Source organism: Mucilaginibacter gotjawali (assembly GCF_002355435.1).
GTDB classification, from domain to species: Bacteria; Bacteroidota; Bacteroidia; order Sphingobacteriales; family Sphingobacteriaceae; genus Mucilaginibacter; species Mucilaginibacter gotjawali.
On sequence record NZ_AP017313.1, the window covers coordinates 1,007,368 to 1,032,246 of the forward strand.

25 protein-coding genes are annotated in these 24,879 nt (G+C 43.2%); 11 read left to right on the top strand and 14 right to left on the bottom strand.

Annotation, left to right across the window (positions count from 1 at the left end; genetic code table 11):
* The first annotated feature begins 79 nt into the window (after positions 1–79).
* Positions 80–847: a hypothetical protein gene (locus tag MgSA37_RS04565; RefSeq protein WP_096350057.1), complete on the top strand. Its 768-nt coding sequence runs from the start codon at positions 80–82 to the stop codon at positions 845–847.
* A gap of 203 nt (positions 848–1,050) precedes the next feature.
* Here the strand turns inward: MgSA37_RS04565 and MgSA37_RS04570 are convergent, their stop codons facing one another.
* Together MgSA37_RS04570 and MgSA37_RS04575 are read right to left on the bottom strand one after the other, a co-directional pair.
* Positions 1,051–1,386 (bottom strand): hypothetical protein, encoded by a 336-nt coding sequence (locus MgSA37_RS04570; RefSeq protein WP_096350058.1) that lies wholly within the window; start codon positions 1,384–1,386, stop codon positions 1,051–1,053.
* A gap of 104 nt (positions 1,387–1,490) precedes the next feature.
* Positions 1,491–2,357: an aldose 1-epimerase family protein gene (locus MgSA37_RS04575; RefSeq protein WP_096350059.1), complete on the bottom strand. Its 867-nt coding sequence runs from the start codon at positions 2,355–2,357 to the stop codon at positions 1,491–1,493.
* A gap of 162 nt (positions 2,358–2,519) precedes the next feature.
* Between MgSA37_RS04575 and MgSA37_RS04580 the strand changes: the two genes are divergently transcribed.
* From MgSA37_RS04580 to MgSA37_RS04590, 3 genes are all read left to right on the top strand, one after another.
* A complete protein-coding gene (locus MgSA37_RS04580; RefSeq protein WP_096350060.1) occupies positions 2,520–3,374 on the top strand; it encodes a GH25 family lysozyme in 855 nt (284 codons plus the stop codon).
* A 120-nt stretch (positions 3,375–3,494) separates the two neighbouring features.
* Positions 3,495–6,302, top strand: coding sequence for a TonB-dependent receptor (locus MgSA37_RS04585; RefSeq protein ID WP_096350061.1), 2,808 nt, complete (start codon positions 3,495–3,497; stop codon positions 6,300–6,302).
* A gap of 4 nt (positions 6,303–6,306) precedes the next feature.
* Positions 6,307–7,083 carry a GLPGLI family protein gene (locus MgSA37_RS04590; protein ID WP_096350062.1) on the top strand — a complete coding sequence of 259 codons (777 nt, stop codon included), beginning with the start codon at positions 6,307–6,309 and terminating at the stop codon, positions 7,081–7,083.
* A 136-nt stretch (positions 7,084–7,219) separates the two neighbouring features.
* Here MgSA37_RS04590 and MgSA37_RS04595 read toward each other — a convergent pair whose 3' ends face one another.
* On the bottom strand, positions 7,220–8,110 hold the full coding sequence (locus MgSA37_RS04595; RefSeq protein WP_232010782.1) for a phosphatidylinositol-specific phospholipase C/glycerophosphodiester phosphodiesterase family protein: 891 nt from the start codon (positions 8,108–8,110) through the stop codon (positions 7,220–7,222).
* A gap of 187 nt (positions 8,111–8,297) precedes the next feature.
* Here MgSA37_RS04595 and MgSA37_RS04600 point away from each other — a divergent pair, with 187 nt between their 5' ends.
* Complete coding sequence (locus MgSA37_RS04600; protein ID WP_197706085.1) at positions 8,298–8,882, top strand: Crp/Fnr family transcriptional regulator; 585 nt, start codon at positions 8,298–8,300, stop codon at positions 8,880–8,882.
* A 64-nt stretch (positions 8,883–8,946) separates the two neighbouring features.
* Here the strand turns inward: MgSA37_RS04600 and MgSA37_RS29670 are convergent, their stop codons facing one another.
* The 3 genes from MgSA37_RS29670 to MgSA37_RS29680 are packed head-to-tail and all read right to left on the bottom strand — an operon-like array spanning position 8,947 to position 9,323.
* Positions 8,947–9,120 carry a four helix bundle protein gene (locus MgSA37_RS29670; RefSeq protein ID WP_375782351.1) on the bottom strand — a complete coding sequence of 58 codons (174 nt, stop codon included), beginning with the start codon at positions 9,118–9,120 and terminating at the stop codon, positions 8,947–8,949.
* Positions 9,098–9,187 (bottom strand): four helix bundle protein, encoded by a 90-nt coding sequence (locus tag MgSA37_RS29675; protein WP_197706141.1) that lies wholly within the window; start codon positions 9,185–9,187, stop codon positions 9,098–9,100. Before MgSA37_RS29675 ends, MgSA37_RS29670 begins: the two co-directional genes overlap by 23 nt.
* Positions 9,180–9,323, bottom strand: coding sequence for a four helix bundle protein (locus MgSA37_RS29680; RefSeq protein ID WP_197706087.1), 144 nt, complete (start codon positions 9,321–9,323; stop codon positions 9,180–9,182). Before MgSA37_RS29680 ends, MgSA37_RS29675 begins: the two co-directional genes overlap by 8 nt.
* Before the next feature lie 192 nt (positions 9,324–9,515).
* Between MgSA37_RS29680 and MgSA37_RS04610 the strand changes: the two genes are divergently transcribed.
* The 4 genes from MgSA37_RS04610 (at position 9,516) to MgSA37_RS04625 (ending at position 12,435) form a co-directional block, all read left to right on the top strand.
* Positions 9,516–10,232, top strand: coding sequence for a pirin family protein (locus MgSA37_RS04610; protein WP_096350063.1), 717 nt, complete (start codon positions 9,516–9,518; stop codon positions 10,230–10,232).
* A gap of 96 nt (positions 10,233–10,328) precedes the next feature.
* Complete coding sequence (locus tag MgSA37_RS04615) at positions 10,329–10,637, top strand: response regulator (protein WP_096350064.1); 309 nt, start codon at positions 10,329–10,331, stop codon at positions 10,635–10,637.
* A gap of 360 nt (positions 10,638–10,997) precedes the next feature.
* Positions 10,998–11,570: an HD domain-containing protein gene (locus MgSA37_RS04620; protein ID WP_157750436.1), complete on the top strand. Its 573-nt coding sequence runs from the start codon at positions 10,998–11,000 to the stop codon at positions 11,568–11,570.
* Positions 11,557–12,435: a YitT family protein gene (locus MgSA37_RS04625; protein ID WP_096350066.1), complete on the top strand. Its 879-nt coding sequence runs from the start codon at positions 11,557–11,559 to the stop codon at positions 12,433–12,435. Before MgSA37_RS04620 ends, MgSA37_RS04625 begins: the two co-directional genes overlap by 14 nt.
* A 160-nt stretch (positions 12,436–12,595) precedes the next feature.
* On the opposite strand, the gene MgSA37_RS04630 is transcribed toward MgSA37_RS04625, so the two are convergent.
* From MgSA37_RS04630 to MgSA37_RS04640, 3 genes are read right to left on the bottom strand one after another with little or no spacing between them, the layout of a single operon-like run.
* A complete protein-coding gene (locus MgSA37_RS04630; RefSeq protein ID WP_096350067.1) occupies positions 12,596–13,642 on the bottom strand; it encodes an adenylate/guanylate cyclase domain-containing protein in 1,047 nt (348 codons plus the stop codon).
* The gene (locus tag MgSA37_RS04635; RefSeq protein ID WP_096350068.1) at positions 13,642–14,028 is read right to left on the bottom strand and encodes a response regulator; all 387 of its coding nucleotides are present in this window, start codon (positions 14,026–14,028) and stop codon (positions 13,642–13,644) included. The genes MgSA37_RS04630 and MgSA37_RS04635 overlap by 1 nt, the downstream gene beginning before the upstream one ends.
* Before the next feature lie 17 nt (positions 14,029–14,045).
* Positions 14,046–15,371, bottom strand: a complete 1,326-nt coding sequence (locus MgSA37_RS04640; RefSeq protein WP_096350069.1) for a sensor histidine kinase — start codon at positions 15,369–15,371, stop codon at positions 14,046–14,048.
* Between the two features lie 184 nt (positions 15,372–15,555).
* Between MgSA37_RS04640 and MgSA37_RS04645 the strand changes: the two genes are divergently transcribed.
* Together MgSA37_RS04645 and MgSA37_RS04650 are read left to right on the top strand one after the other, a co-directional pair.
* On the top strand, positions 15,556–15,927 hold the full coding sequence (locus tag MgSA37_RS04645) for a pentapeptide repeat-containing protein (RefSeq protein ID WP_096350070.1): 372 nt from the start codon (positions 15,556–15,558) through the stop codon (positions 15,925–15,927).
* A gap of 250 nt (positions 15,928–16,177) precedes the next feature.
* Positions 16,178–16,417 (top strand): hypothetical protein, encoded by a 240-nt coding sequence (locus MgSA37_RS04650; protein ID WP_096350071.1) that lies wholly within the window; start codon positions 16,178–16,180, stop codon positions 16,415–16,417.
* A gap of 77 nt (positions 16,418–16,494) precedes the next feature.
* Here MgSA37_RS04650 and MgSA37_RS28545 read toward each other — a convergent pair whose 3' ends face one another.
* The 5 genes from MgSA37_RS28545 to MgSA37_RS04670 all read right to left on the bottom strand — a co-directional run bounded on the left by MgSA37_RS28545 (position 16,495) and on the right by MgSA37_RS04670 (position 24,779).
* Positions 16,495–16,647 carry a hypothetical protein gene (locus MgSA37_RS28545; protein WP_172885291.1) on the bottom strand — a complete coding sequence of 51 codons (153 nt, stop codon included), beginning with the start codon at positions 16,645–16,647 and terminating at the stop codon, positions 16,495–16,497.
* Positions 16,648–16,650: 3 nt separating this feature from the next.
* On the bottom strand, positions 16,651–17,079 hold the full coding sequence (locus tag MgSA37_RS04655) for a DUF5655 domain-containing protein (RefSeq protein WP_232010783.1): 429 nt from the start codon (positions 17,077–17,079) through the stop codon (positions 16,651–16,653).
* A gap of 107 nt (positions 17,080–17,186) precedes the next feature.
* Positions 17,187–19,664 carry an ABC transporter permease gene (locus MgSA37_RS04660; RefSeq protein WP_096350072.1) on the bottom strand — a complete coding sequence of 826 codons (2,478 nt, stop codon included), beginning with the start codon at positions 19,662–19,664 and terminating at the stop codon, positions 17,187–17,189.
* 131 nt (positions 19,665–19,795) lie between these two features.
* On the bottom strand, positions 19,796–22,222 hold the full coding sequence (locus MgSA37_RS04665) for an ABC transporter permease (RefSeq protein ID WP_096350073.1): 2,427 nt from the start codon (positions 22,220–22,222) through the stop codon (positions 19,796–19,798).
* A gap of 118 nt (positions 22,223–22,340) precedes the next feature.
* Positions 22,341–24,779: an ABC transporter permease gene (locus MgSA37_RS04670; RefSeq protein ID WP_096350074.1), complete on the bottom strand. Its 2,439-nt coding sequence runs from the start codon at positions 24,777–24,779 to the stop codon at positions 22,341–22,343.
* Positions 24,780–24,879: the final 100 nt, after the last annotated feature.

Here is a 24,879-nt window from a genome sequence, read left to right on the forward strand (position 1 = left end):
TTGATTTTCGACCGCATTCTAATTAACGCAATTATTTTTATATTTTTGGGTTAGGCTTAAACAACAACAGTAAGGAATAATGTATTTCCAAAACTATTACTATATCATTGTAGGGCTGCAAATATTTTGCGGCATCCATAGTTACCGCAGGGGGACTTTGAGCCGATGGGTATTTTTGATAGCTTTTTTACCCCTCATTGGAAGTTTATATTACCTGTACAGCGAGGTAATCAATAATAAAAGTACGTTCCGGCCACTCAATAAACCCACCATTGATATCGGCGCTACAATAAACCCCGGCGGCCGCATCAAAAAACTGGAAGAAGAATTGCAATTCACCAACACCTTCGCCAATAAAGTAAAACTGGCGGATGCCTACCTTGCCGCCGGGCAAACGGACAAGGCCATCGACCTATACAGATCGAGCCTGACAGGCGCTTTTGATGAAAACGAGCACGTAATGGCGCAATTGATCATTGCCTATTATGCGCAGCAGCGCTATGAGGAAGTGATCCCGCTGGCGAAGAAATTATATAAACTGCCGCAGTTTGCCCGGTCAAAAGCGCACCTGCTTTTTGCAAAATCGCTGGAGAATTTAGGGAAGACCGAAGAAGCTGAGGCTGAGTTTAAAGCCATGAAGGGCCGTTACTCCTATTTCGAACAGCGCTATGAATACGGGCTGTTTTTAATGCGGCAGGAGCGGGATGATGATGCCTGGCAGATTTTTACCGATATGCTTGCCGAAGAACCCCATCTTGGTTCGGTAGAGAAAAAGAGTAACCGGGTTTGGCTTGGCAAAGCCAGGGACGAATTACGAAAAATTACGCCAACACAAAAAGCTGTTTAAATTTTTCCCGGGTATATTTCAGTTTGATAATAAAAGCTGATATTCCACTTTATTATCCGGGAGTGAATTATTTGTCAACACCCTGAATTATTTCGCCAGCTTCAGTTTTCTTTTTTTTTACCTGCGAGGATGCCATTCATATAAAATTCAAATAAACAAAAAAGGCGCTTTGAAGCGCCTTTGAATAACTTTTTGTAATACTATTATCCAAGTATTAAGATCAGCAATAAAATAATGATGATGATAGCGCCTACTGAAAGGTATATACCGCCGCCCATTGCTCTTGCTTCGCGTTTATCGGCCTTAAGTTCGGTACGTAATTCTTTACGATCCTCTCTTGAAAGCTGCGATTTGTCCATTGCTTTGATTTCGGCAACGCGGGCATTAATTTCTTGTATGCGGGCCTGCTTTTGTTCAGTTGTCATGGCGGCAATAGCCTCTTTGCTTAAATTGTTATCAGTAAGTGTAGCCGCCTGGCTTGAGAATGCAGCTAACATTAATACAAAGGTTGCTGCGATCAGGTAAATTTTCTTTTTCATGGTTTAATTTTAAAATTCAATTATCAAAAGTGATTATAACAAAATAATATTAAATCACCGAAAAATGTTTTAATAAACTAAAATTAATAACTCAGGCAGATTGTTTAGATACTGATAAAATAAGCCGCTTCAAAAACATGACCGGGTTTTAAGCGCTGTATATCTTCTTTCCGGCTGATGTCTGCATGTTTGCCAACGGTGTCAGCACAGCCCAGCCAGGGTTCGATGCATACAAAATCGCCAGGTTTTTTGGCCCAGATACCCAGGTAATTAAAATGCGGAAATTCTACCGAAACTGATTCACTGTGTTTGTCGCTTTTGATGCTGATTTCACGCGACGTAAGGTCCTTAAAAACAAGCGCATCCTGTTCAAACAGGTCCCTGGTTAAATAAACCCTGTTTCCGGGGGAGGGTATAGGCGATGTTTCGCCCGTAAAAAAGCCTTCGGGCGATAAGCGGTGGGCGGTTAATTTTTGTTCGGTTTCAAACTCCAGGTAATAGTCTTCATAGTTTTCGCCGGGGTTAAAGGGTACTTTGAAAGCGGGGTGGCCTCCAACGGAAAAAAAGATGTCTTTTTTATCATGGCTGATCAGCTTATAAGTTATCCGGAGGGCGTTTTCTATCAACGTATATAAAACCTGGAAATCAAATTTGTAGGGATACAAATGGATTGTTTTTTCGGAACTGGGGAGTGAGAATACAGCATGTTCCTCGTCGCTTTCAAGCAAAATAAATTCCATGTTGCGCGCAAAACCATGGCGCTCCATCTTAAATACAGCCCCATCTACCAATAATTCATTATTGATGAGCCCGCCAACTACCGGGAAAAGATTTGGCGCATGCCGCCCCCAAACAGCGGGATCGGCCTGCCATAAGTGTTCATTTTGTGTTTCTTTGTTGATGATAGAAGTTAGCTCCGCCCCGATCGCGTTGATCGTTACCTTTAGGAATTCATTTTCAAGTATGGCCATTGGTGATATTTGTTTTGAAAAAACGGTCTAAATTATGAATTTGTTTTTAATCGGGATGAATCAATAAATGGCCTTAAAACCAATAAGCCGGTAAATACTTTGGTTGTATGCTTTTAAGCATTTGCAGGCCAAAGTCAAATTTCATTTTAGTACTTTTGTTTTGTGGCCGCCCGGAAAAAAACAACTACTTCAGCCAAACGTAAAAACAATGCCGGCAAAAAGCCAGGGGTAACAAAATGGAAAGCGGTTGCGGCTCTATTTATTTTGTTATTGCTGTTATCCCCCTTTTATTATGGATACGTTTTTAAAACAGGCGCTGCTGCGTGGCGCTGGTTTAAAGACCTTGGCGGCAAAACCAATTACCGCACTTATAAAAGTTTTCGCATCCGCATTCCATCAAACTACAAAATACATGGTATCGATGTTTCCTACTACCAGGGCAGGATTGACTGGCAGCGCGTAAAAAAGATGCAGGAAGACAGTGTACACGTCAGCTTTGCATTTATCAAGGCCACGGAAGGTGTTTTAAAAGTCGACCCTTATTTTCAGCGCAACTGGCGCGAATGCAACAAGGCCGGCATCGCCTGTGGCCCCTACCAGTATTTTCGGCCTAAATTTAGTGGCAAGTGGCAGGCAGGCTTATTTTTACAAACAGTAAAACTGCAAAAAGGCAACTTACCGCCTGTGGTAGATGTTGAACGTTTGGATGGTATAACGCCCGAAAAAATGCGGCAGGAGCTGGATGAATTTATCAAAGAAATAACGCTGAAAACGAAAGTTACGCCCATTATTTATACCGGTTTAACCTTTTACCAGGAAAACCTTGCCGGCTTTTACGATGATTACCCCTTGTGGATCTCCAGTTTTGATCATCCCGTGCTAACCATTGGCGCAAATACTAACTGGAAATTCTGGCAACACTCCGAAAGGGCCAGGGTAAATGGTATTGTCAGCGTGGTAGATTTTGACCTTTTCAGGGGGGATAGCCTTGCATTTCAAAAAATGCTGATCAAATAGATGCTCTTGATACCAAAATAGCGGCCAGATTGTACTTTTAAATAAAAAAAAAGTTAATAAATGTTAAAGAATTTGAAAAACTAAAATTTTAGTTATATTTTAGGTGCACAAACCTTAAATATGAAATTCACATTTACATTATTACCTTTTATCATACTCTTTTCACTTCGTTTGTCGGCGCAAAGCGTTTATTCCGTAAAAGGGGACATTGTTGACACTACCGAAAATGCCAAACTGGTAAATGCGTCCATCAGTGTTTTAAATGCCAAAGATTCAACGCTGGTAAGCTTTACAAGGGCAGGAACCGGCGGTGCATTTGCTATCGGAAACTTACACAAGGGTAAATTTATACTGCTGGTAAGTTATCCTACCTATGCCGATTACGTCGACCGGTTCAGCCTCGACTCTGCCAAAAGCGCCCAGGATTTTGGTAAACTAAACATGCTCCTGAAGGCCCGGTTATTGCGCGACGTGATTATAAAAGGCACCCGCTCGGCCATGAAAATAAAAGGCGATACAACCGAATACAATGCAGGCGCCTTTAAAGTACAGCCCAACGCAAAAGTTGAAGACCTGCTAAAACAATTACCCGGCATTGAAGTGGACAAGGACGGCAAAATAACCGCCCAGGGCCAATCAGTAGGCAAAGTATTGGTGGACGGGGAAGAGTTTTTTGGCGATGACCCGACATTGGTAACCAAGAACATCCGGGCGGATATGGTGGATAAGGTGCAGTTGTATGATAAAAAAAGCGACCAGGCCACTTTTACAGGTATTGATGACGGCCAAAAAACAAAGACGATCAACATTAAATTAAAAGAGGATAAAAAGAACGGCTATTTCGGCAAAGTGGATGCCGGCGCTGCCACCAACGATTATTACGAAGGCCAGTTCCTGTTCAATAAATTTAAAGCAAAGGAAAAATTTTCTGCCTATTTTACCGTAGGCAATAACGGCAAAACCGGGCTTGGTTGGGACGATAACCAGAAATATGGTGGTTCAGGCGGCCTGGAGTTTGGCGATAACGGCGAAATGTATTTTACCGGCGGCGGCAATGGCGATGGGCTCGATTCCTTCAGCGGGCAATATAATGGCCAAGGTACACCAATAGCCAGGAATGGCGGCCTGCATTATGATACCAAGTGGAACGCCGATAAAGAATCTATTAACGTCAATTACAAGATCGGTTCGCTCGAGGTAAATGGCACGAGCAATACTTTAACGCAAAAGTACCTGTCAGATACTACTTATAAGGGCAATACGAGCCAAACGTTCGATAATTTTATGTTCAGGCAAAAACTGGACCTTACTTACCAGATCAAACTTGATACCACTTCGAACCTGAAAATAATGGCCGATGGTACGTTGAAAAACACGCATGCCCGGAGTAATTATTTTTCGACCAATACCCGGGGCAGTGTTATAGACACGCTGGTAAATACGAATAGCCGAAACATAGATAATAAAGACAATACGCAAATATTTGATGCCAGCGCTTTTTACACCAAAAAGTTAAAGAAAAAGGGCCGTACGTTTTCATTCCTGGCCAGCATGTCGCAAAATGAAACTACTTCAAACGGCTACCTTAAATCAACTACCAATTTATATGATCCTGTAATTTTGAAAAAGCTGGACACGTCAGAAATTATCGATCAGTATAAAACTGCCGATACGAAAAGTATCTCTTTTAAAACAAATCTTACCTATACCGAACCGCTCGCCAAAGACTTTTCGATCATATTTAACTACGGGCTCAGCGTAAACAACGGAACATCAAACCTGGCATCGTTTAACCAGGCCGCCCCGGGCGTTTATACCTTAAAGGTTGATTCCCTGAGCGATAATTATAAGCTGAATGAATTAGCAAACCAGGTAGGGGCTGTTTTCAATATCAAAAAAAATAAACTGGTATTTAACTTCGGTACAAAGGTATCAAACGTTAACTTTAATCAAACGGACGAAGTAACAGGTGATATGCTCAAGAGGAGTTTTGTGAACTGGATGCCGCAGGCCAATTTGTCGTACCGTTTTACGCAGCAGCAAAGTATCAACTTGTTTTACAATGGTAATACCGTGCAACCTACTATAGGCCAGATACAACCTATTGCGGTGAATACAGATCCGCTGAATATTACGGTAGGTAATCCTAACCTTACCCCTTCATTTACCAACCGGTTTTTCTTTTACTACAATTCATACAAAGTTTTAAGCGGGCAGTCCATCTTCCTTAATGGCAATTATAGCTTTACTACCAACCCAATTGTAAGCAATGTAGTAACAGATACCACAGGTAAAAGCGTTAGCCAATACATTAATGTAAAAAATAAAAAGCTGTCCAATTATAACATGAATGCCTATTTTGACAGGAAGCTTGCTAAACTTGATGTTAATATTGGGCTTGGTTTGTCATTAAACGGCAGCGACTCCTACAACTTTTCAAACAGCGCGCTCGACCTTATCAAATCAAATACATATTCGGCTCAATTCAGGGTTTCAAAATACAAGGAAAAGAAATATGAGTTTAACCTGAGCGCCGGGCCAAATTATACCTTCAGCGGATCGTCTCTTTTGCCCCAAATTAATAACAATGGCCGTGGTTTTAACGCCGACTATTACTTCAATGTTTACCTGCCGGGCAAATTCCAGGTAGGATCTGATGGCAATTATCAAAACCGCGGTAAAACCGAAACGTTTAATACGGTTTACAACCGCACGCTGATTAACGCTTCCATCAGCAAGACATTTTTGAAGGCTGATAATTTAAAAATATCGGCATCAGCTAATGACCTGCTGAACCAGAACTCAGGTTTCGACAGGAGTTCAAGCGGGAACATGATCACTCAAAACACCTATACCACTATAAAAAGATACTTTATGCTTTCCGTTGTTTGGGATTTTAACAAAATGGGCGGGATCACAAAAAAATAAGAATATGAAGAAAATTACATTTTACATGCTGGCACTGCTGACTTTAAATGCCAGTATTTCTTTTGGACAAAACGCGCACTTTGCAAAATCGGGCGTGATAGAATTTGAAAAGACGATCAATATGTTTGCGCTTTTTAAAAAGGACATTAATAAGGACAATGAAAGCTACATGCTGCCGGCCTTTGAATCCTACAAAAAAAATCAGCCGCAGTTTAAAAAGCTGCAAAGCACTTTAAGTTTTTCGGATAATAAAACTTTATTTACCCCGGTGGAAGATGAAGCCGGCAATGGCGCTTTTTGGGGCGATGACGCAATGGTAAAACAAAATAATACCACCTTTACCGACCTGGCCACCGGTACTTTTATCAGCCATAAAAATGTTTTTGAGGAAACCTTCCTGGTGAAGGATACAACACGCAAGATCCACTGGAAAATTACCGACGAAACCAGGGTGATTGCCGGTTATACCTGCCGCAGGGCGAACGCCCTTATATTGGATTCAGTTTACGTGGTTGCTTTTTATACGATCGAGATCCCTGTTTCGGGCGGCCCGGAGTCATTTACAGGTTTGCCGGGCATGATCCTTGGTGTAGCTTTGCCGCATGAAAATATTACCTGGTTTGCCACCAAGGTAACCGAATCAACACTTGATGAAAAGGCCCTGGCGCCACCCAAAAAAGGGAAACCGGTTAACAGTAAACAGCTGAAGGAGACCCTGAACGGCGCAATGAAAGATTGGGGCAATTACGCACAGGCGTCGCTGAAGGCATTTTCCTTATGATGGACACGGATTTCATAAATAGGTTCGTATGTTCACGAAAAGAAATGTGCACGAGTGTTTATAATAGAAATCCGAACCAATTTTACCAATAAAGCGAATTAGCGTAAATTCGAACCCATTCGTGAAAGTCGTGTTATTAAAAATTTAACACGCTTAAATCTTTATTGGGGGTTGACGAAGCGTCATTGCTGGCGATGATGCTTTTATGATCATTCAAAAAGTTTTTGAGCGTTACCAGTTTATCCGTATTGATGAGGTCGACACCGCATTTTAACAGTTCGGTCCAAACCTCTTTATTTTCAGGCGAAGCCCAGAGCCTTACTTTTTCACCGTATTTATGGGCAATTGCCACGTAAGCACACAGCTTTTTCTGCTCATCATAGGGCATTGCACCTTTTCCATCCCATTTAAGCAGTTTGGAGTATTTGCAGCTTGCCATCTGGTAAACGTTTGCGCCAAGGGTATCCACATTTGCCCTGCGCAAATCTTCATCAATAAACGCATACCGGTTTTGTTCGCTTTGTATCATTTGATATGGTTTATGACCCGATAACACAACAGTAACTGCTCCCTGGTGAAGGCTGCCATGGTTGTATCCTGATAATATATCTTTATATTTTTCGAGCAGCACCATCAGGGCCGAATAAGTACTGTCGGATCCTGATTTTATATCGATCATTAAGATGATCGGATTAGTAAATCCGGTGTAAACCTGGCCCTTGTTGCCGGCTATCCTGTCCGCCAATGGCTTAAGGTAAAGCGCTTCCAGGGTCCGGTGTCTTTTAAAATAAGGGTCGATATGGGCAACAATCAGTTTACCGCGCCTCAAAAAAACGTCAGCTTCAATATTGGTATAGCCGTTGTTTAGCGCGTCAAAAAGGGGGTGTTTGTGCCTGTAGTCGTTATGTGCAAAACCATTGATCAATGGAATGGACTGTGCGTGCACAGATTGAAGGGCGAAAAGGAGTAAAACAACCAGGGCTGTTTTTAGTGGCCTTTTGTTGTGTATTGCTTGCGGGGCTTTCAAGTAATTATTATAAATTTATTGACGCAAATTTACCCTTGCGGGTTGTTTTTAAATTTAAACGCCGGTTATCAAATAGTTAAATTATTGCTTATTAACATTAAGTCTTCTCTAACACTTTAGGGTTGTGTCATCGAAATGTTACAAAGATGCAATGTAGTCATTGAAACGTAAATTACAAATAAATGTTATGCCCATTGACCTTTTACTTAATAATATTTCGAAATATATTCATCTGACAGAAGAAGAGCGATCCATTTTTGTGGATTACCTTCAATTTAAAAATTTTAAGCGGAAACAATTTTTAATGCACGAAGGCGAAGTGTGTAAATATTCAGCATTTGTAACCTCCGGCTGCCTGCGGGGATATACCGTTGATAAAAATGGAATTGAGCATGTATTGAGCTTTGCCCCGCCTGATTGGTGGATGGGCGACATGTACAGCCTGATATCGCAAAAGCCCGGGATCCTGAATATTGAAGCGCTGGAGGATACCGAAACCATCACGCTATCAAAAACGAACCAGGAAAAACTTTATATTGCGGTGCCCAAATTCGAGCGTTTCTTTCGCATTCTAACTGAAAATGCCCTGGTAGCCAACCAGCAGCGGATTATTGATAACCTGAGCCTGACTGCCGAAGAACGTTACGGCCTTTTCTGCAAACGCTACCCCACCCTTATTGATCATTTGCCGCACAAACAGATCGCCAGCTATATAGGCGTTACTCCTGAGTTTTTCAGCAGGATGCGGAGTGGGATGTTACGTAGGGGTTGATTAAGTTGATTGAGTTGATTGAGTTGATTGAGTTGTATTATGTTAACTAATCAAATAAACTTCGTCAACTTGTTTCATCATTCTTTTTTCTTTTGATGAATTGAATATAGCCATTCAATAACTTGAGGCAATGATCATGATCTTGTTCAAATAATTTGAAAGTTTCGGTTGTGACATATTTTTCATCTAATGCAACAATTAAGTGGTCCAATGTTTCAGAAAGGGATCCCCTGGGCAATTATGCAAAATCTGATATTATCAAGATAATGATACCGGCCATGCCCCTCAGCAATATTATTACCTATCCGATCTTGAGCATCTGATGAGTTGGTCTGTTAACCTGAATTTTTCTTCTGAAGGAAAATTTTTGGTTAAGTTGGAGACGGAATTTCTAATTTTTCGAGCCTGCTTCCAGGTCTCAAGTTCTGTAAAAGAAGCCATTGTGATTTCGGGATCAGACTATTTATCTAACAACTAAATATAGCGAATTTCCAAACTCAATCAACTTAATCTAACTTATTCAACCAATCAACCCAATCAACCCAATCAACAGCTTTTCTTAACCTACATCATCTTTCCCGCAATAAATCATGCCGTACATTTGTAATATAAATTAACAGGAGAAAAATTAAAATGGCACAAACAATATTACATAAAGCCGAAACCCGCGGGCACGCTAACCACGGCTGGCTGAACAGTTATCATAGTTTTAGCTTTGCAAGTTATTACAATCCCGAAAGGATGCATTTTGGCGCTTTAAGGGTGTTGAACGATGACACTGTTGATGCCGGCAAAGGCTTTGGTACCCATCCGCATGATAACATGGAAATTATTTCCATCCCGTTGGAGGGCGACCTGGAACATAAGGACAGCATGAACAATGTGGCGGTTATAAAAAACGGCGATATACAGGTGATGAGCGCCGGCACAGGTATTTATCACAGCGAATACAATAAGGACAGGGAGCAGCGGGTTAAGTTTCTGCAGATCTGGGTTTTTCCGAATAAAAAGAACGTTGAACCGCGGTATGACCAGATCACGTTAAATGCGGAAGACAGGCATAATAAATTACAACAAATATTGTCGCCAAATGCAGGTGACGAAGGCGTATGGATCCACCAGGATGCATGGTTCCACCTGGGTAAATTTGATAAAGGCGTAAGCACGGATTATCAGCTTAAATTAAAAGGCAACGGTGTTTATGTTTTTGTACTTAATGGTGATGTTAAAATAAACGACCAGCAATTGCACACCCGTGATGGCTTTGGTATTTGGGATACCGATAGCTTTAGCATCACCGCCGAAACGGATGCGGAGTTTTTACTGATGGAAGTACCAATGGCGTTTTAAAGCCTCACCCCAAACCCCTCTCCGGTAGAGAGGGGCTTTAGAGAATAATGTAAAACAAAAAAGTCTCCCCTACCGGGGGAGATTTAGAGGGGGCTTATGATACAAATACTAACTATTGGCCGGCATCCCGAAATATTGCAAACGGTGGTGCGGCTTGTCAACAATAACCCGGATTGGCATTGTACCGGTGTGATGAGCGATGAGGATGCGATGGCTGCCTTTACCTCACAAGCCTTTGACCTTGTTCTTTTAGGTGGCGGCATCGAAAAACAAAGCGAGGAAAAACTTTGTAATGCTTTCAAAGCCCACAAGCCGGGTATTATAATCCTTCAGCATTATGGCGGCGGCAGCGGTTTGCTGGCTGCCGAGATATACGAAGGATTACGCGGCGTTAAATTAGGCTGATTTCGCATCATTTCGTCGCCACTATATATCAATGATATATGGATTAGTGTAAGCCTGTGAGCACAATACACATAGCAATTAAACATCCGGTTGCCCCAATCATAAAGGAATACGCTAAAACTAAATCTAATTTTTTCATGGCCTTAATTTTTAATTTATCAAATTTTGTTACCTGTTGATTAATAACACAAATTTGACTGAATAGCCCAAAGGGGGTTTAATTAAAAATGGCGAAACTGAAAAATAAAGTGGTAAAGCAAACCTTTATGTGAAAACCAGACCGGGTAAACAAAACATTTGATATATTAGCGACTCAATCGTTATCATTTGAGGCAGTTTCAGCAGATAAAAAAACTTATTTTGGGTAAACTGGAAAAAGAGTTACCCGCACGTTTAACCTATCATAACCTTCATCATACCCTTGACGTTTTGCAGGCCGCTGAAAGAATTGCCGTTGAAGAAGCTATCCCTGAAAATGATAAAGAGTTGCTATTAACAGCGGCATTATTTCACGATACAGGTTTTTTAAAAAAACGCGAGGGGCATGAAGCCGAATCATGTAATATTGCACAATATTATTTGCCATCATACGGGTACACTCCGGCTGAAATTGAGCGGGTTTGCAGCATGATAATGGCAACCCGGATACCACAATCGCCAGGGGATAAAATGGGCCGGATACTATGTGATGCCGACCTGGATTACCTTGGCAGGGATGATTTTTTTATGTTGAGCGCCAGGCTGTTTAACGAACTGAAAAACGAGGGCCTGGTTAAGAATGAAGAGGAGTGGAACAGGGAGCAGGCAGATTTTATGGGCGCGCACCAATATTTTAGTGCGAGCCGGGTAAAGTTGAGGCAGCCTGTGAAAGCACATTATATTGAATTGATAAAATCAAAAATCACAAACCAGCTTTTTAATGAAAACCAGTGATCAGCCTGCGATAGCGGTATTAAAAGATATAGGATATATAACCGCCGGAATTTTAATTTGCGGTTTTGCCTTAAAAAGCTTTTTGGTACCCAACAGTTTTTTCGACGGCGGGGTTACAGGTATTTCCCTGCTGATCTCAGAGCTGTACCATATCAATATCGCTTACGTAATTATTCCGGCCAATATCCCCTTTATTATTATGGGGATCTTCCAGGTAAACGGCAGGTTTGCCTGGAAAACGCTGGCGGCAATTATTGGCGTGGGTATTTGCCTGCAGTTTATACCCTATCCGCAGGATATAACCCACGATAAATTGCTGGTATGTATTTTTGGTGGCGTATTTATGGGCACCGGCATCGGCCTGGCCATTCGCGGGGGATGCGCACTGGATGGCATTGAAGTGCTGGCTTTATTCACCCTTAAACGAAGTAGTTTTACCATCAGCGAAATTATTTTAGGCATTAACGTCCTGATCTTTTCAGTGGCCGCTTTTAAACTCGGCTTGCCCACCGCTCTTTATTCTGTAATGACCTATTATGCTGCTTCGCATACCATCAATTTTGTTATTGAGGGGCTGGAAGAATATACTGGCTTCACCATTATCTCGGGCAAAAGCGAAGAAATTAAAGAAAAGCTGGTGCTTGAAATGGGGCGGGGTATAACCATTTACAAAGGGGAACGCGGTTACCTGAAGGAGAGTTTTGATGTACACCACCCGGTGGATATTATTTTTACGGTAGTAACCCGCCTGGAAGTAAGGCGCTTAAGAAATTTGGTATATAGCGTAGACCCTAATGCTTTTATGTTTACCAGCACCATTAAAGAGGCTGCCGGCGGCGTGCTGAAAAAGCGGGCGAGACATTAGAAGGAGTTTATAGTCCATAGTCCATAGACCATAGTAGAGTAGAAATAATACGAACGTTTTTGCCATGGACTATCGACCATCGTCCACGGACCATAGTAGAAATAATACGAACGTTTTTTGCCATGGACAATGGTCCATCGACTATGGACTACACCATCAACTATTCCAAAACCTCATAGATCACCACGGGCTTCGCTTTATTTTTCAACGTTACCTCGCCAATTTTTTCGCATTTGAAAGATTCTTTGGCTTTCTCGTAAACTTCTTCGCTGATGATGATTTGGTTGGCCTTTGCTGTTGACTGTAGTCGCTGTGCCAGGTTAACCGCGTCGCCAATCACTGTATAATCAAGCCGTTTTAATGATGTGGCGCCGATATTGCCGGACACCATTTCGCCCGAGTTGATGCCGATAGAAACCTGCGGCCTGAAAATCTTATCCCCGCTAATGATCTCCTCCACCGATTTAAGTTGCTCTTTGATGGAAAGTGCCGCGTCAATAGCCCGGTCCAGGTGGTAGTTGCCCCTGAAAACGGCCATTACGGCATCCCCCATAAATTTGTCAACATGCCCCTTTTGTGCCAGGATCTCTTTCACAATTTTATCAAAAAGGCTATTGATGATGTTAACGACCGTATTTGCCGGCACGTTTTCAGTAATAGCAGTAAAGCCGCAAATATCAACAAACATTACCGTTGCTTCCAGTACCTCATTCGCGGCCAGGTTATTCTCAAACTCCTTATGTGTCATAAAATTGAGCACATTCTCATCCACGTACATTTTCAGGATATTGTTTTCCTTGATGGCTTTAATAGTTTCGCGCACCTGGGTTACATGGTTTACTGTTTTCTCCATAGTGAGGTCGAGGTCCTCAAAATCAACAGGCTTGCATACAAAGTCAAATGCGCCGCCATTCATGGCCATGCGGATATTGTGCATATCGCCATAAGCCGAAACCATTACCGCCCTTACTATCGGGTTGGCATCAGGCAGCTTGCTCAATAATACCAAACCATCCATAACTGGCATATTAATATCACTTAATATAATATCCAGGTCGGGGTGCTCGGCAATGCGTTGCAGCGCCTCTTCACCATTTTGCGCAAACACAAATTCATAAACATTTTCCCTGATCTTACGGCGAAATTTTTGTTTGATCAGCAACTCCAGGTCTGCCTCGTCGTCAACTACTAAAATCTTGGCCATCATTAATCGTGAATAAAAGTGTTTAATTTTTCCTTTAAAAGGGTAAAATCAAGTGGCTTGGTTAAAAACTCGTTGGCGCCTTTTTCCATCGCCTGGTGCCGGTTCTCATCATCGCCATAAGCCGTGATCATCATTACCACCGGCGGCGGTTTTTCATACGACTGCCTGATGCGCGACAATAACTCGATACCCGTCATCCCGGGCATGTTGATATCCGACAAAATAAGGATCACTTCAGAGTGGTGCTCGTCCAGGTAGCCAAGCGCTTCTTCGCCCGACAAGGCAAAGGCAAAATCGAATTCACCGTTTTTTATTTCCTTGCGGAAACGTTGGATAAATAATGGCTGTACATCAGCCTCGTCATCAACAACTAAAATTTTTGTGTGCATTATCGTCTCAGCTTAAATTAAACCGGTATGGTGACTGTGAATTTTGTGAATTCGCCTTCTTTGGTATCAATATTTATAGTGCCGCCATGGCCTTTTACAACGATATCATGGCTTAATGACAGGCCCAGCCCGGTGCCCTGCCCGGTAGGTTTGGTCGTAAAAAAGGGCTGCATTATTTTTTCTTTTACGCTGTCGGGTATGCCGGTACCGTTATCCTGCACAGCAATTTCAATGCTTTGGCTGCCCTTAGCGCCAGGCGCCGTAATTGACTTTGTACTCAGCGTAATGGTGGGTTTATAACCGGCGCCGGCATTTTTTTGCTTTTCCTGCACTGCATAAAACGCGTTGGTAAATAAATTGAGCAATACTCTTCCGACGTCCTGCGGAACAACATTTGCCATAGGCAATGTTTCGTCCAGATGCGTAATCATTTCAGCATTGAAGGATTTATCCTTGGCCCTTAGTCCATGATAAGCCAGCCGCAGGTATTCGTCGGCTAATTTATTGATATCGGTAGCCTCCTTGGTATTGCTGCTGGCGCGGCTGTGCTGCAGCATGCCCTTTACAATGCCGTCGGCCCGTTTGCCATGGTGGATGATTTTTTCGAGATTTTGTTTGATATCGGCAGCAATGGCAATGGCTTCGTCCGTATCGCCTTTGGCTAATTCCTGCTCCATCTCATCTACCAGTTCTATGCTAACTTCGGAGAAGTTATTTACAAAATTCAACGGGTTTTGTATTTCATGGGCGATACCTGCTGTGAGTTCGCCTAATGAAGCGAGTTTTTCCGATTGGATGAGTTGTTGCTGGGTAGTTTGCAGCAGTTCTAGGGTTTGCTGTAATTCGTTTTTTTGTTGGGTAAGCTCGGCGGTGCGTTCGGCAACCAGTTTGTCAAGCATGATATTTTGCTGATTGGCTAAATTAAGCTCCTCGCGCTGCTTTTTAGTAGTGGCCCAACGGGCAAATATCCAAACGAAACCAGCGATTATGGCGAATTCAAAAAAGTTGTCGTATTTGTCGTAAAATTTGGGGGCGACCACCTCTGTTAGCCCGGCTAAGATACTGGCCGCGCCTAAAGGCAGATGCGCCTTTATAAACGAGTTGAATGGCTGAAAATCGGCTTCGCTATTGGCAAACCATATAGCTCCTAAAAGCAATGCACCACCCAATATGGATGGCCAACCACTGTGCAAATAAATTACAGCAGGGATACAAATCCCTACAACTATCCACGATGCGAGCGTAAGTTGCGACATCCACTTAGCCCTTGCAGTTGAAAATGCAAGTGATTTTTGTATGCGTTTTACCAGTAAAAATGCGGCGAGGTAGGAAAAAAACTCCATACTGTTATATGTCTTATTTTATTGGTTAAAGGTATCCATTTCAAACAAATGATTTACCGGGACGGGAATTTAAGCTAAATGCGGCTGATTACAAAACATTGGCATAAAATCACCCTTATTTTGGCATTTTAATGCTTGTAACCAACAATAATGCTAATTAGTTTTGATAATAAAACTCTACAAAATGGAAAATAATAATGATGTTGTTACGATTACTGAAGCTATAAAAGTGATTAGCGTAAAGCGCGCGATGATCGATCATTCAACGTTTGAAGACGTGAGCGCGAAAAATTTAAAAATTACAGATGCAAACCTGAGTGATATGGAAATTGAGGGTGCGCAACTCGGAGGCGCCTATATTCATAACATCGGCATGCCACCCGCAGGTCATCCGTTTTATGATCCTGACGCAAGGCAAAGGCCACTCAAATTTGAGGATTGCGATCTGAACGGATCCAGCATTGTCAATTGTAACCTTAGTGGTGTTAACATTATTGGCTGCAATATAAAAGGCCTGATGATAAATGGAATAGCTGTTGAAGACTTGCTTAAGTAATAAATAAAAAAGATGGCTTCTGTTCATTTAATGCCTTTAAAGGAGGATCGCTGCCTGACGAACAACTTATCGTTTTTTCTCAATATTTTCCTGTTGGGCCTTCTTTTGACTTTAATAAGTTAACTCATTTTCCGGCTGAATTAAATTTGTAAAATACCAAGAAGATGGTATTTTCCGGGCCTGGTATTGCGCCGTACTTTGTGGTAAACAAAGTTTTAGAGAGCATTATACACGCTAATACCTGTTTACGATGGAAGACCTTACTATTCCTCCAAACCTGCAAATTGCAGAAAAGGCATTTGTTACAGACAAACCCTATCTCCGTTGCCCAAAATGTACTGCTGCTTTCCATTACCGCATCAGGCGCAACTGGTTTTTAAAATACGTTTTATTTTTTTTGCCTGTTAAAATATACTTCTGCGCCCATTGTGTAAAAAAACGTTATGTGCTGTTATCTGACAGAGGCGAAACCAGGTATAAACCGGTTTGAAAAATAATTCATTCATGTTCATCTATCGTTATGAAAAAGTCATCTCTTTTATGCCCCCTCTGCGGCGGGCCTTTTCATCATAAGGTTAGGCGCAATTGGTTATTGAGGTACGCATTATATTTTTTGCAGGTGAAAATATATTTCTGCAAACGCTGCGAAAAAAATGTGTACGTGTTGGTTAAAAACCAGCCGGTGTTGTCTGATAAACCAGCCTGGTAGTAAATGATCATATTTCAAATACCGTTTTCAAAAGCTATCTTCATATACATCCTTACCTCGTCATTGATATCCTCTTTAAAGTAAATCCGTAAATGATGGTTATAATCATCGCTGCCCGGCACCGGTTTTATTTTATTGAAGCATAAATTATCCTGGTAAGCCTGTTTGAACGGAAAAACCACATCGATGAAATTTTTGCCCAACTGTATAATGTAGGCAAAGCGTTTACGCGAGCCTATTGAAATCATCGATTTGGTTGGATGTATTTTTACATCGCCAATGTGCCGGTATTCGTTTATAAAATGATCAAATAGATCCAGCGTATACTGGCTTTTGCCAATAAAGAAATCAGCCAACTCCTTATCCCGGCACGAATGCACCTGGTTGGTGTTTACAAATTGCTGGTTACATAAGGGGCAGGTCCACATGTTTTTTTTGGTCATTAAGTCATTTGGTCATTGGCGCTTTGCCGATGTTCGCATAAAGTAAAAATGCGTTAAGTTAGCCAAAAAAACTAATGACTCAATGACCCAATGACTTAATGACGACCTTACTCCGTTTTTAAACTTTTAACCGGGTTTGCCATTGCAGCCCTGATGCTTTGGAAACTAATGGTGATAGCCGCCAATAAAAAAGCAATAAGCATGGGGAGGGCAAAATACCAGGCATTAAAGCTGATACGGAATTTATATGCTTGCAGCCATTGATCGCTGCCCCAGTAAGCCAGGGGGAATGCAATAACAGCGGCGATAGCGATCAGACCGATAAAATCTTTTGAGATAAGCAGCAGGATATTGGATACGGATGCCCCCAATACCTTGCGGATACCGATTTCTTTGATGCGCTGGGTGATGGTGGTGAGCGTTAATCCGAACAAACCCAGGCAAGCAACAAAAACAGCAAAGCCCGAAAACAAGGTAAATACCTGCCCGAAATGCTGCTCGGCTTTATACTGCTGGTTGAAAAAGTCATCTAAAAAGAAATATTCAAAAGCTGATTCCGGGTAAATGCTTTTGTAGGTTTTTTCTACCTGTGCAATGGCCTGCGGTAGATTGCTGCTTTTTAATTTCAGTTCGTAATGGGTAACGCTGCCCGGGTCGCTTAGCCTGAACACAATAGGCGTGAAGTCGTCTTTCAACGAGGTTTGATGAAAGTTTTGGATCACGCCCACAATTTCATTCTGAAAAACCCGCCCCCTGCCGTTCTTCGTTTCTACCAGTTTGCCGATGGCGTCTTTAGGATTTTTAAAGCCAAGCGAAGTGACGGCAGCTTCATTCAGCATCATGGCCGGTGTTTTACGGTTCCAGCTATCTGCTGTAAATTTATCACCCGCAACGAGCTTTATGCCGAATTGATCGATGAATTTGCTGCCAATTTCAAAGGTGGAAAGCCTCAGGCTTTTTTCGCCGGGCGTTTGCGCGTGGCTGGTGTACGCCATGATATAGTCGATGATCTGTCCGGGTATGCTGGATGACGAGGTGATGCCTTGCACCTGCGGGTTTAGCGATAATTCTGTTTGAAAGGTGCTGTCCTTTGCCCTGTATTTCAGGTTATCCAGGTCGGTAGCCCTTACATTTTGCGGCGCTACCACAATGAGGGTCTGTTTCATATCCATCCCTTTATTTTGGTTTTTCATGTAATTCACCTGCCGGTAAACCACCAATGTGCCAATCATAAAGACAATAGTAGCAGCAAACTGGAAAATCACCAATGCTTTGCGCAACGTGATGCTTTGCGCCGAATTCGTAAATTTTCCTTTTAATACCTGTACGGGTTTATAGCTGGAGAGTATAAGTGCCGGGTAGATGGCGGATAACAGTACGCCAGATACTAATATGGTAACAAATGCGATTAAAAATGAAAAGCCCTTCCATAAATCAAAGTTTAAATCTACCCCGCACAATTTACTAAACCAGGGCATGGCCAGTGATACAAAAAATGCGGCTATTGCCAAACTAATGATATTCAGCAGGAATGACTCAAACAAAAATTGTTTGATCAGTTGCACCCGCTGCGACCCCAATACTTTTCGGATGCCTACTTCTTTGGCCCTTTCTATCACTTTTGCCGTGGTTAGGTTTAAGTAATTTACATAGGCAATTATTAATATCAACGCGGCGATAATACCCAGGTACCAAACCATGCTGCCATTGCCGCCGGGGCTGATCTCGTCTGTCAGGTTTGAATACAAATGGATCTCCCTGAGTGGCTGTAGTGTGAGTGAGATATGGGTTAAATCACTTTTGCCCTGTGTGTTGCTGTTATTATTGGTTTTGCTGACCTGGCTGATGCTGCTTTTTAAAAAAGCCGAGAGTTTGGCTTCAAAAGCTTTCGGGTTTGTATTTGGCGATAGTTGAATGTAGGTATAACTGTCCGGGTAACTCCAGTTACCTGCCTTTTGGTCTCCGGAAAATACAAAATCAAATTGCAGCTGTGAGTTTGCAGGTACGTTTTTACATATCCCCGTAACGGTGGCCGTGATATTGGTGCCCGAGTTTTGTTCCTGTAAATTAATCGTTTTGCCAATGGCATCCTGCCCGGGAAAATATTTTTTGGCTGTTGCTTCAGTAATAACCACGGTGTTTGGATTTTGAAGCGCACCAGGCGATCCCTCAGTCATCGGAAATGAGAATTGCCGTAAAAAAGACGGGTCTGCGACATAAATACTTTTTTCGTTAAAAGCCACCAATGAGCCGTTTGGCTGGCGCGAAGTGGCTAATCCTGTCATTTTTACGATCCTGGTCATTTCCCGTACTTCCGGAAATTGGGATTTCAAAGCCGGGCCGACGGCAGAATAGGTCCGTGGCAGATTTTCAATTAAATTACCCTGGCTGTAGTTTTGATGTTTAATGCGGTAAATGCTGCCGGCATTAACATGGAAATTATCATAGCTTCGCTCAAAGCTGATGTATTGTACAATCAGCAGGCAAGCCGCCATCCCGATGGCAAGGCCAAGGATATTAACAAGCGAAAATGTTTTCTGGCGGATTAAGATGCGCCAGGCAATTTTGAAATGGATCTTTATCATGATTGGTTCATCAGTTCACTGGTTCATTTGTTTAGTGGCGCTGTTTGCAGTCACTTGCTTCGCGTCATTGGCTCATTAAGTTATTTTTTCTTCCGGACTTTCCCGACTTTCTTCCAATCTCCAATCTCTGATCACTCACTCCTCAAACTCTCCACCGGGTTGGTTAGTGCGGCCCTTACCGCTTTGTATCCTACGGTTATCCACGCAATGGAAACCGAAGCCAATATTGCCAGCAAAAAAATGCCGGGACCGATAGTTATTTTGTAGGTGTAACCCTGTAAAAACCATTTGTTCATACCAAACCAGCCTAAGGGCGCAGAGATGGCAAAGGCGATGATAATAAGCACGGTAAACTCCTTTGAGAACAGGTAAACGATGTTGCCTACAGAAGCGCCAAGGGTTTTTCGGATGCCGACCTCTTTAATACGCTGTACCACCATAAATGAAATGAGGCCATATAAGCCAAGGCAGGATATAAAAATGGAAATGCCGGCAAATATTTTATACAGTTGCGAAAGCTGGTCCTCGCTTTTATAAAAGTCAGCTATTTTTTTATCAAGAAACTGGTATTCGTATATGCCATCGGGGAAAGACTGGTTCCAGATTCTTTCTATGCCTGCCAGCGTTTGGTTAACGTTTTGTGGCGATATTTTGATATTGATCCTTTGATAAACGGCGTTCCATGAGCCCATCAGCACCGGCGGAATGGCATCTTTAAGCGACCGGACGTTGAAATCCTTAATTACTCCCACGATCTGGAAATTTTTATGAGGATCGTCCCATAATTTAATGTACTTGCCAATCGCTTTTTCCGGGTCGGTAACGCCCAGTTTAGCCAGCATAGTTTCATTTACTACCCAACCGGATAAGGTATCACTTGTTTTATAAGGGCCACCGGCTACAAATTTAAGGCCGTACAGTTTAAAATAATTGGCATCGGCCCATTTTAAAGAAGCATTAAATTTTGTTTGTTGCGGGGCATTGTTGTACTTGAAATCGCTGCCCCAGCCGTTATTGTCCGACGGGCTGGCGAAGCTGTAACTTACTTCTGTAATACCCGGTTGCTGCAACAGCTCATCACGCATTGTTTTCAGCTTGCTGCGGCTAAGGCTATCACCCGGGAAGGACACATTAACAATGGCGTCCTTGTTAAAACCTAATGATTTATTGTGAAAATATTGCATTTGGTAAACCACCACCAGCGTGCCGATAACCAGCACCTGCGCAATGCAAAACTGGAAAACCACCAGTACCTGCCGCAGCGAAATGCCGGTAGCCCTGCGCGACATCACCCTGTTTTTTAGCGCAGTTATGGGGTTAAAACCCGATATTACTGCGGCTGGGTATAACCCCGAAAGCAGCGTAACCAGCACCATGGTGCCGGCTAAAAACAGCCATAAAACAGGTTCAGCCAAAAAGGCGCTACTCAGTTTTATATCCAGCAACTGGTTTAAAAATGGAAGTGCCGCCTGCGCCACGCCGATAGCCAGTAACACCGCAAAAAGTGTGATCAGGAATGTTTCTGTAATAAACTGAACGGCAAGCTGTTTTCGGTTGCTGCCCAATACCTTGCGTATACCCACTTCTTTTGAGCGGTTAACCGCCTGCGCGGTAGCCAGGTTAATAAAGTTAACGCAGGCGATGATCAGCAGAAAAAGCCCGATCAGGCTGATAACATCTATCAACTGTTTACTGAAGGTATGGCCGCTATAAACGCCGGTTTCAGTACTGTAATGCATGTCAGCCAAAGGCTGAAGGGTGAAAACCTGCGAAGTATTGTAAGGCGCCGGCTTGCGGCGTTTGGCCATGGCAACCAAATCAGCATTAAATTTGCTTACCGGCATATTGCCGGGTAAAACAACAAAGCAGCTATTGTCGCCAAAAGTACTTACCCAGTCCTTCAGGTTACTGTAATTATCGGAGCCGGGCTGGCGGTCGGTAGCAAATGAAATCAATAGGCGTATCGGGAAATCAGTATTGGCGGGCGAGTTTTTTACGATGCCGGTTACTTTCAGGTCGGTTTTGTTTTCGTACCGCACAATTTTGCCCATGGCCTTGTGCCAGTCGCCGAAAAAGCGGTTCCCCTCATCTTCCGAAAGTACCACGGTATTGGGTTCGGCCAAAGCCGTTTTCTTATTGCCCGCCAGCCAGCCAAAATTAAAAATGCTGTAAAACTGCGGCTCGCAATAATAGGCATCATCCTCCTTGAACTTCTTTTTAGTTCCGTCTGCATTCTGTATCGAATAATGCGAGCCATCATTGCGAAGGATCCCGGCTACTTGCTTCAATTCAGGGAAATCAATCCTCAAGCCTTCGGCAACAGGCAACGGCAGCCCGCTTTCCAGGTGGTTGCCGTCAGGGTCTTTTGAAAGCGTGCATACCCTATAAATATGGTCCTTGTTGGCATGGAAGTTGTCAAAGCTCGTCTCGTACTGAACAACCAGGAAAATCAACAGGCAGGCTGCAATGCCGATTGACAAACCTGCAATATTAATAGTAGCATAGCTTTTGTTCCGGCGCAAACTGCGCCAAGCGGTTTTAAAATAGTTTTTTATCATGGATAAATCAATTATTGAATTAGTGATTTAGTGAATTATTGAATTTTTAATAGTCATTTGCTTCGCGTCATTGGGTCATTTGCGTCATTTTTTTGGACTTCTACCCTCCAGTCTCTGATCACTCCGATTTCAGGCTCCTCACCGGGTTCATCAGTGCTGCTTTTATGGATTGAAAGCTAACAGTAATGAGCGCGATCAATACGGCCCCAAGGCCGGCAGTGGCGAAAATCCACCACTGAAGGGGCACGGCATAGGCAAACCCCTGCAGCCACTTGTTCATTCCCCACCAGGCTATGGGCGAGGCGATGATGATGGCCAGCGCCACCAGTTTTACAAAATCCAACGATAACAGCGTTGTGATACCGCTTACACTGGCGCCCAGCACCTTGCGGATGCCGATCTCCCTGCTGCGCTGCTCGGCCATAAATGCTGACAGGGCAAACAGGCCCAGGCAGGCAATAATGATTGCCAATACGGCAAACGTGGTAAAAATATGGCCCATGCGTGTTACGTCGGCATACATATTGGCGAAGCTTTCGTCCATAAAGGAATAACGGATCGGCTGGTTGGGCGCAAATGTTTTCCAGGTGGCGGCAATAGCCTGCAGTGTGTTTTTGACATTCGTGCCGCTGATTTTTACGCTAACCATAGATGGGCTAAGGCCGAAGTGAAGCGCAAGCGGGCCGATCTTGTCGTGCATCGATTCAAAATTGAAATCCTGCACCACGCCGATCACTGTGAACGTATAGCCCTGCGTAATGCGCGCGCCAATAGGGTGTTTAAGATTGAGTTTTTTGGCAAGCGTTTGATTGATAATAAGAGTTTTACCGGCAGTGTCGTCGGACATATCGTACGAAAAATTGCGGCCTTCAACCAGTTTCATTCCCAGGGTTTTAAGGTAGGTGTCATCAATTTGCCAAAACTGGCCGCCTACACCTGCATCCAGTTTGGTTCTGCCATCAATAAAAAAGGTATTGCCATTGCGTTTGGTGCCGCCTGCAATGGGCAGGTAATCGCTGATGGAAACGCTTTTTACCGCTGCTATTTTTTGAAGTTCGTTTTTAAAGGTTTTCACGTTTTTATCGCCCAGCGTATTGGCGCCCTGCACTATAACAACCTGGTCCTTATCAAACCCAACTTTTTGGTTAAGGATGTAGTGCATCTGGTTATAAATAACCATGGTGCCAATGATGAGCATAATGGACGCTGTAAATTGGAAGACTACCAGGCTGTTACGCAATACCGAGCCTTTGCTGCCGGTGCTGATAGCGCCTTTTAGCACCTGGACCGGCTTAAATGCCGACAGGTAAAACGCGGGGTATAAGCCCGCAATGATGCCGATGACAAAAGCCGAAAGTAAGATCACCGGCAGCAGCCACCACTGCCCCCACGGTATGGATAGTGACTTGGAAGACAGTGTGTTAAAATATGGAAGTAACAACCACGCCAGCCCTAACCCCATGATAAAAGATAGACAGCTATACAGCAGCGATTCGGTTAAAAACTGTTTGATCAAACTGCTGCGGTACGAGCCTACTACTTTTCGCAGGCCCACTTCCTTAGCCCGGTTGGCTGATTTTGCAGTGGCCAGGTTAACAAAATTGATACAGGCAATAATAAGGATAAATGCCGCTACGCCACCGAATAGCCATACAAAGCGGACGTCGCCATGGGAAAGCCCGTCCGGGATATCGTACGAATAAAGGTTGATATCGCTCACGGGCTGCAACACCAGTTTAAACTTGGCGGCCTCCTGCTCGGCGTTTTTCATGCCGCCCTTTTTAAATTCAGGCAGTAAATAGTTCCGCACAACATCTCTCGTAATTTTCAGCCCAAATTCCTTCGCGTTGGTGCCAGGCTTCAGCAGCACATAACTGGGGTAATTGTAATCGCCCCAATTTGTTTGTTCGCCCTTCCAAAATTCCTTACCGGCCAAGGTTACCAAAAAGTCGTATTGGAGGTGGGATGTCGCGGGAAAGTTCTCCATCACGCCGCCAACGGTATAAGGTTGGGTTTTGTCGTTGTTAAAGTACATCACCTTGCCTACAGGATTTTGACCGGGGAAATACTTGTCGGCTTTTCTCCTGGACATTACAAAAGTACGCGGGCTGGCCAGGGCATGTGTGCGATCGCCATAAACCATGGGCAGCTTTAATATATCCAGCATGCTTTGATCAGCAAAAGTGATACCTTCCTCGTAGCTGTTTTCCTGCTGGTCGGCCCGGCGCAGTTCGGCAGTGCCCGCGCCCATCAAAGTGTTGGGCATCAGCCGGCCCGATGCTTTTATTTGCGGAAAATCATTTTTTAGGGCCCTGGCCAGCGGCGCCGGCCATTCGACACCTTTATTAACGGTGCCGTTATTTGTATAAATACCAACAACGCGGAAAATACGGTCAGTATCCGGGTACGATTTATCGTAACTCATCTCGTTACGGATATATAAGGCAATTAACAAACAAGCCGCGATGCTGAACGCAAAGCCCCCGATCTTGATAGCCGCATACATTTTTTGTTTGCGCAATTGCCTGTAAGCGATTTTGAAATAGTTTTTAATCATGATTACACCGATTTATATTTGATTACACCGATTTTATTGTACTCATTATATCGCCGACTGCCTGACACTTAATTTCGGCGCACAACTCACCATTCTCAAC

Coding starts and splice junctions, on each gene's coding strand:
- MgSA37_RS04565 (WP_096350057.1), top strand. CDS start 80: ATGTATTTCCAAAACTATTACTATATCATTGTAGGGCTGCAAATATTT.
- MgSA37_RS04570 (WP_096350058.1), bottom strand. CDS start 1,386: ATGAAAAAGAAAATTTACCTGATCGCAGCAACCTTTGTATTAATGTTA.
- MgSA37_RS04575 (WP_096350059.1), bottom strand. CDS start 2,357: ATGGCCATACTTGAAAATGAATTCCTAAAGGTAACGATCAACGCGATC.
- MgSA37_RS04585 (WP_096350061.1), top strand. CDS start 3,495: ATGAAATTCACATTTACATTATTACCTTTTATCATACTCTTTTCACTT.
- MgSA37_RS04590 (WP_096350062.1), top strand. CDS start 6,307: ATGAAGAAAATTACATTTTACATGCTGGCACTGCTGACTTTAAATGCC.
- MgSA37_RS04600 (WP_197706085.1), top strand. CDS start 8,298: ATGCCCATTGACCTTTTACTTAATAATATTTCGAAATATATTCATCTG.
- MgSA37_RS29680 (WP_197706087.1), bottom strand. CDS start 9,323: ATGGCTTCTTTTACAGAACTTGAGACCTGGAAGCAGGCTCGAAAAATT.
- MgSA37_RS04610 (WP_096350063.1), top strand. CDS start 9,516: ATGGCACAAACAATATTACATAAAGCCGAAACCCGCGGGCACGCTAAC.
- MgSA37_RS04615 (WP_096350064.1), top strand. CDS start 10,329: ATGATACAAATACTAACTATTGGCCGGCATCCCGAAATATTGCAAACG.
- MgSA37_RS04625 (WP_096350066.1), top strand. CDS start 11,557: ATGAAAACCAGTGATCAGCCTGCGATAGCGGTATTAAAAGATATAGGA.
- MgSA37_RS04630 (WP_096350067.1), bottom strand. CDS start 13,642: ATGATGGCCAAGATTTTAGTAGTTGACGACGAGGCAGACCTGGAGTTG.
- MgSA37_RS04635 (WP_096350068.1), bottom strand. CDS start 14,028: ATGCACACAAAAATTTTAGTTGTTGATGACGAGGCTGATGTACAGCCA.
- MgSA37_RS04640 (WP_096350069.1), bottom strand. CDS start 15,371: ATGGAGTTTTTTTCCTACCTCGCCGCATTTTTACTGGTAAAACGCATA.
- MgSA37_RS04645 (WP_096350070.1), top strand. CDS start 15,556: ATGGAAAATAATAATGATGTTGTTACGATTACTGAAGCTATAAAAGTG.
- MgSA37_RS04650 (WP_096350071.1), top strand. CDS start 16,178: ATGGAAGACCTTACTATTCCTCCAAACCTGCAAATTGCAGAAAAGGCA.
- MgSA37_RS28545 (WP_172885291.1), bottom strand. CDS start 16,647: ATGATCATTTACTACCAGGCTGGTTTATCAGACAACACCGGCTGGTTT.
- MgSA37_RS04655 (WP_232010783.1), bottom strand. CDS start 17,079: ATGACCAAAAAAAACATGTGGACCTGCCCCTTATGTAACCAGCAATTT.
- MgSA37_RS04660 (WP_096350072.1), bottom strand. CDS start 19,664: ATGATAAAGATCCATTTCAAAATTGCCTGGCGCATCTTAATCCGCCAG.
- MgSA37_RS04665 (WP_096350073.1), bottom strand. CDS start 22,222: ATGATAAAAAACTATTTTAAAACCGCTTGGCGCAGTTTGCGCCGGAAC.
- MgSA37_RS04670 (WP_096350074.1), bottom strand. CDS start 24,779: ATGATTAAAAACTATTTCAAAATCGCTTACAGGCAATTGCGCAAACAA.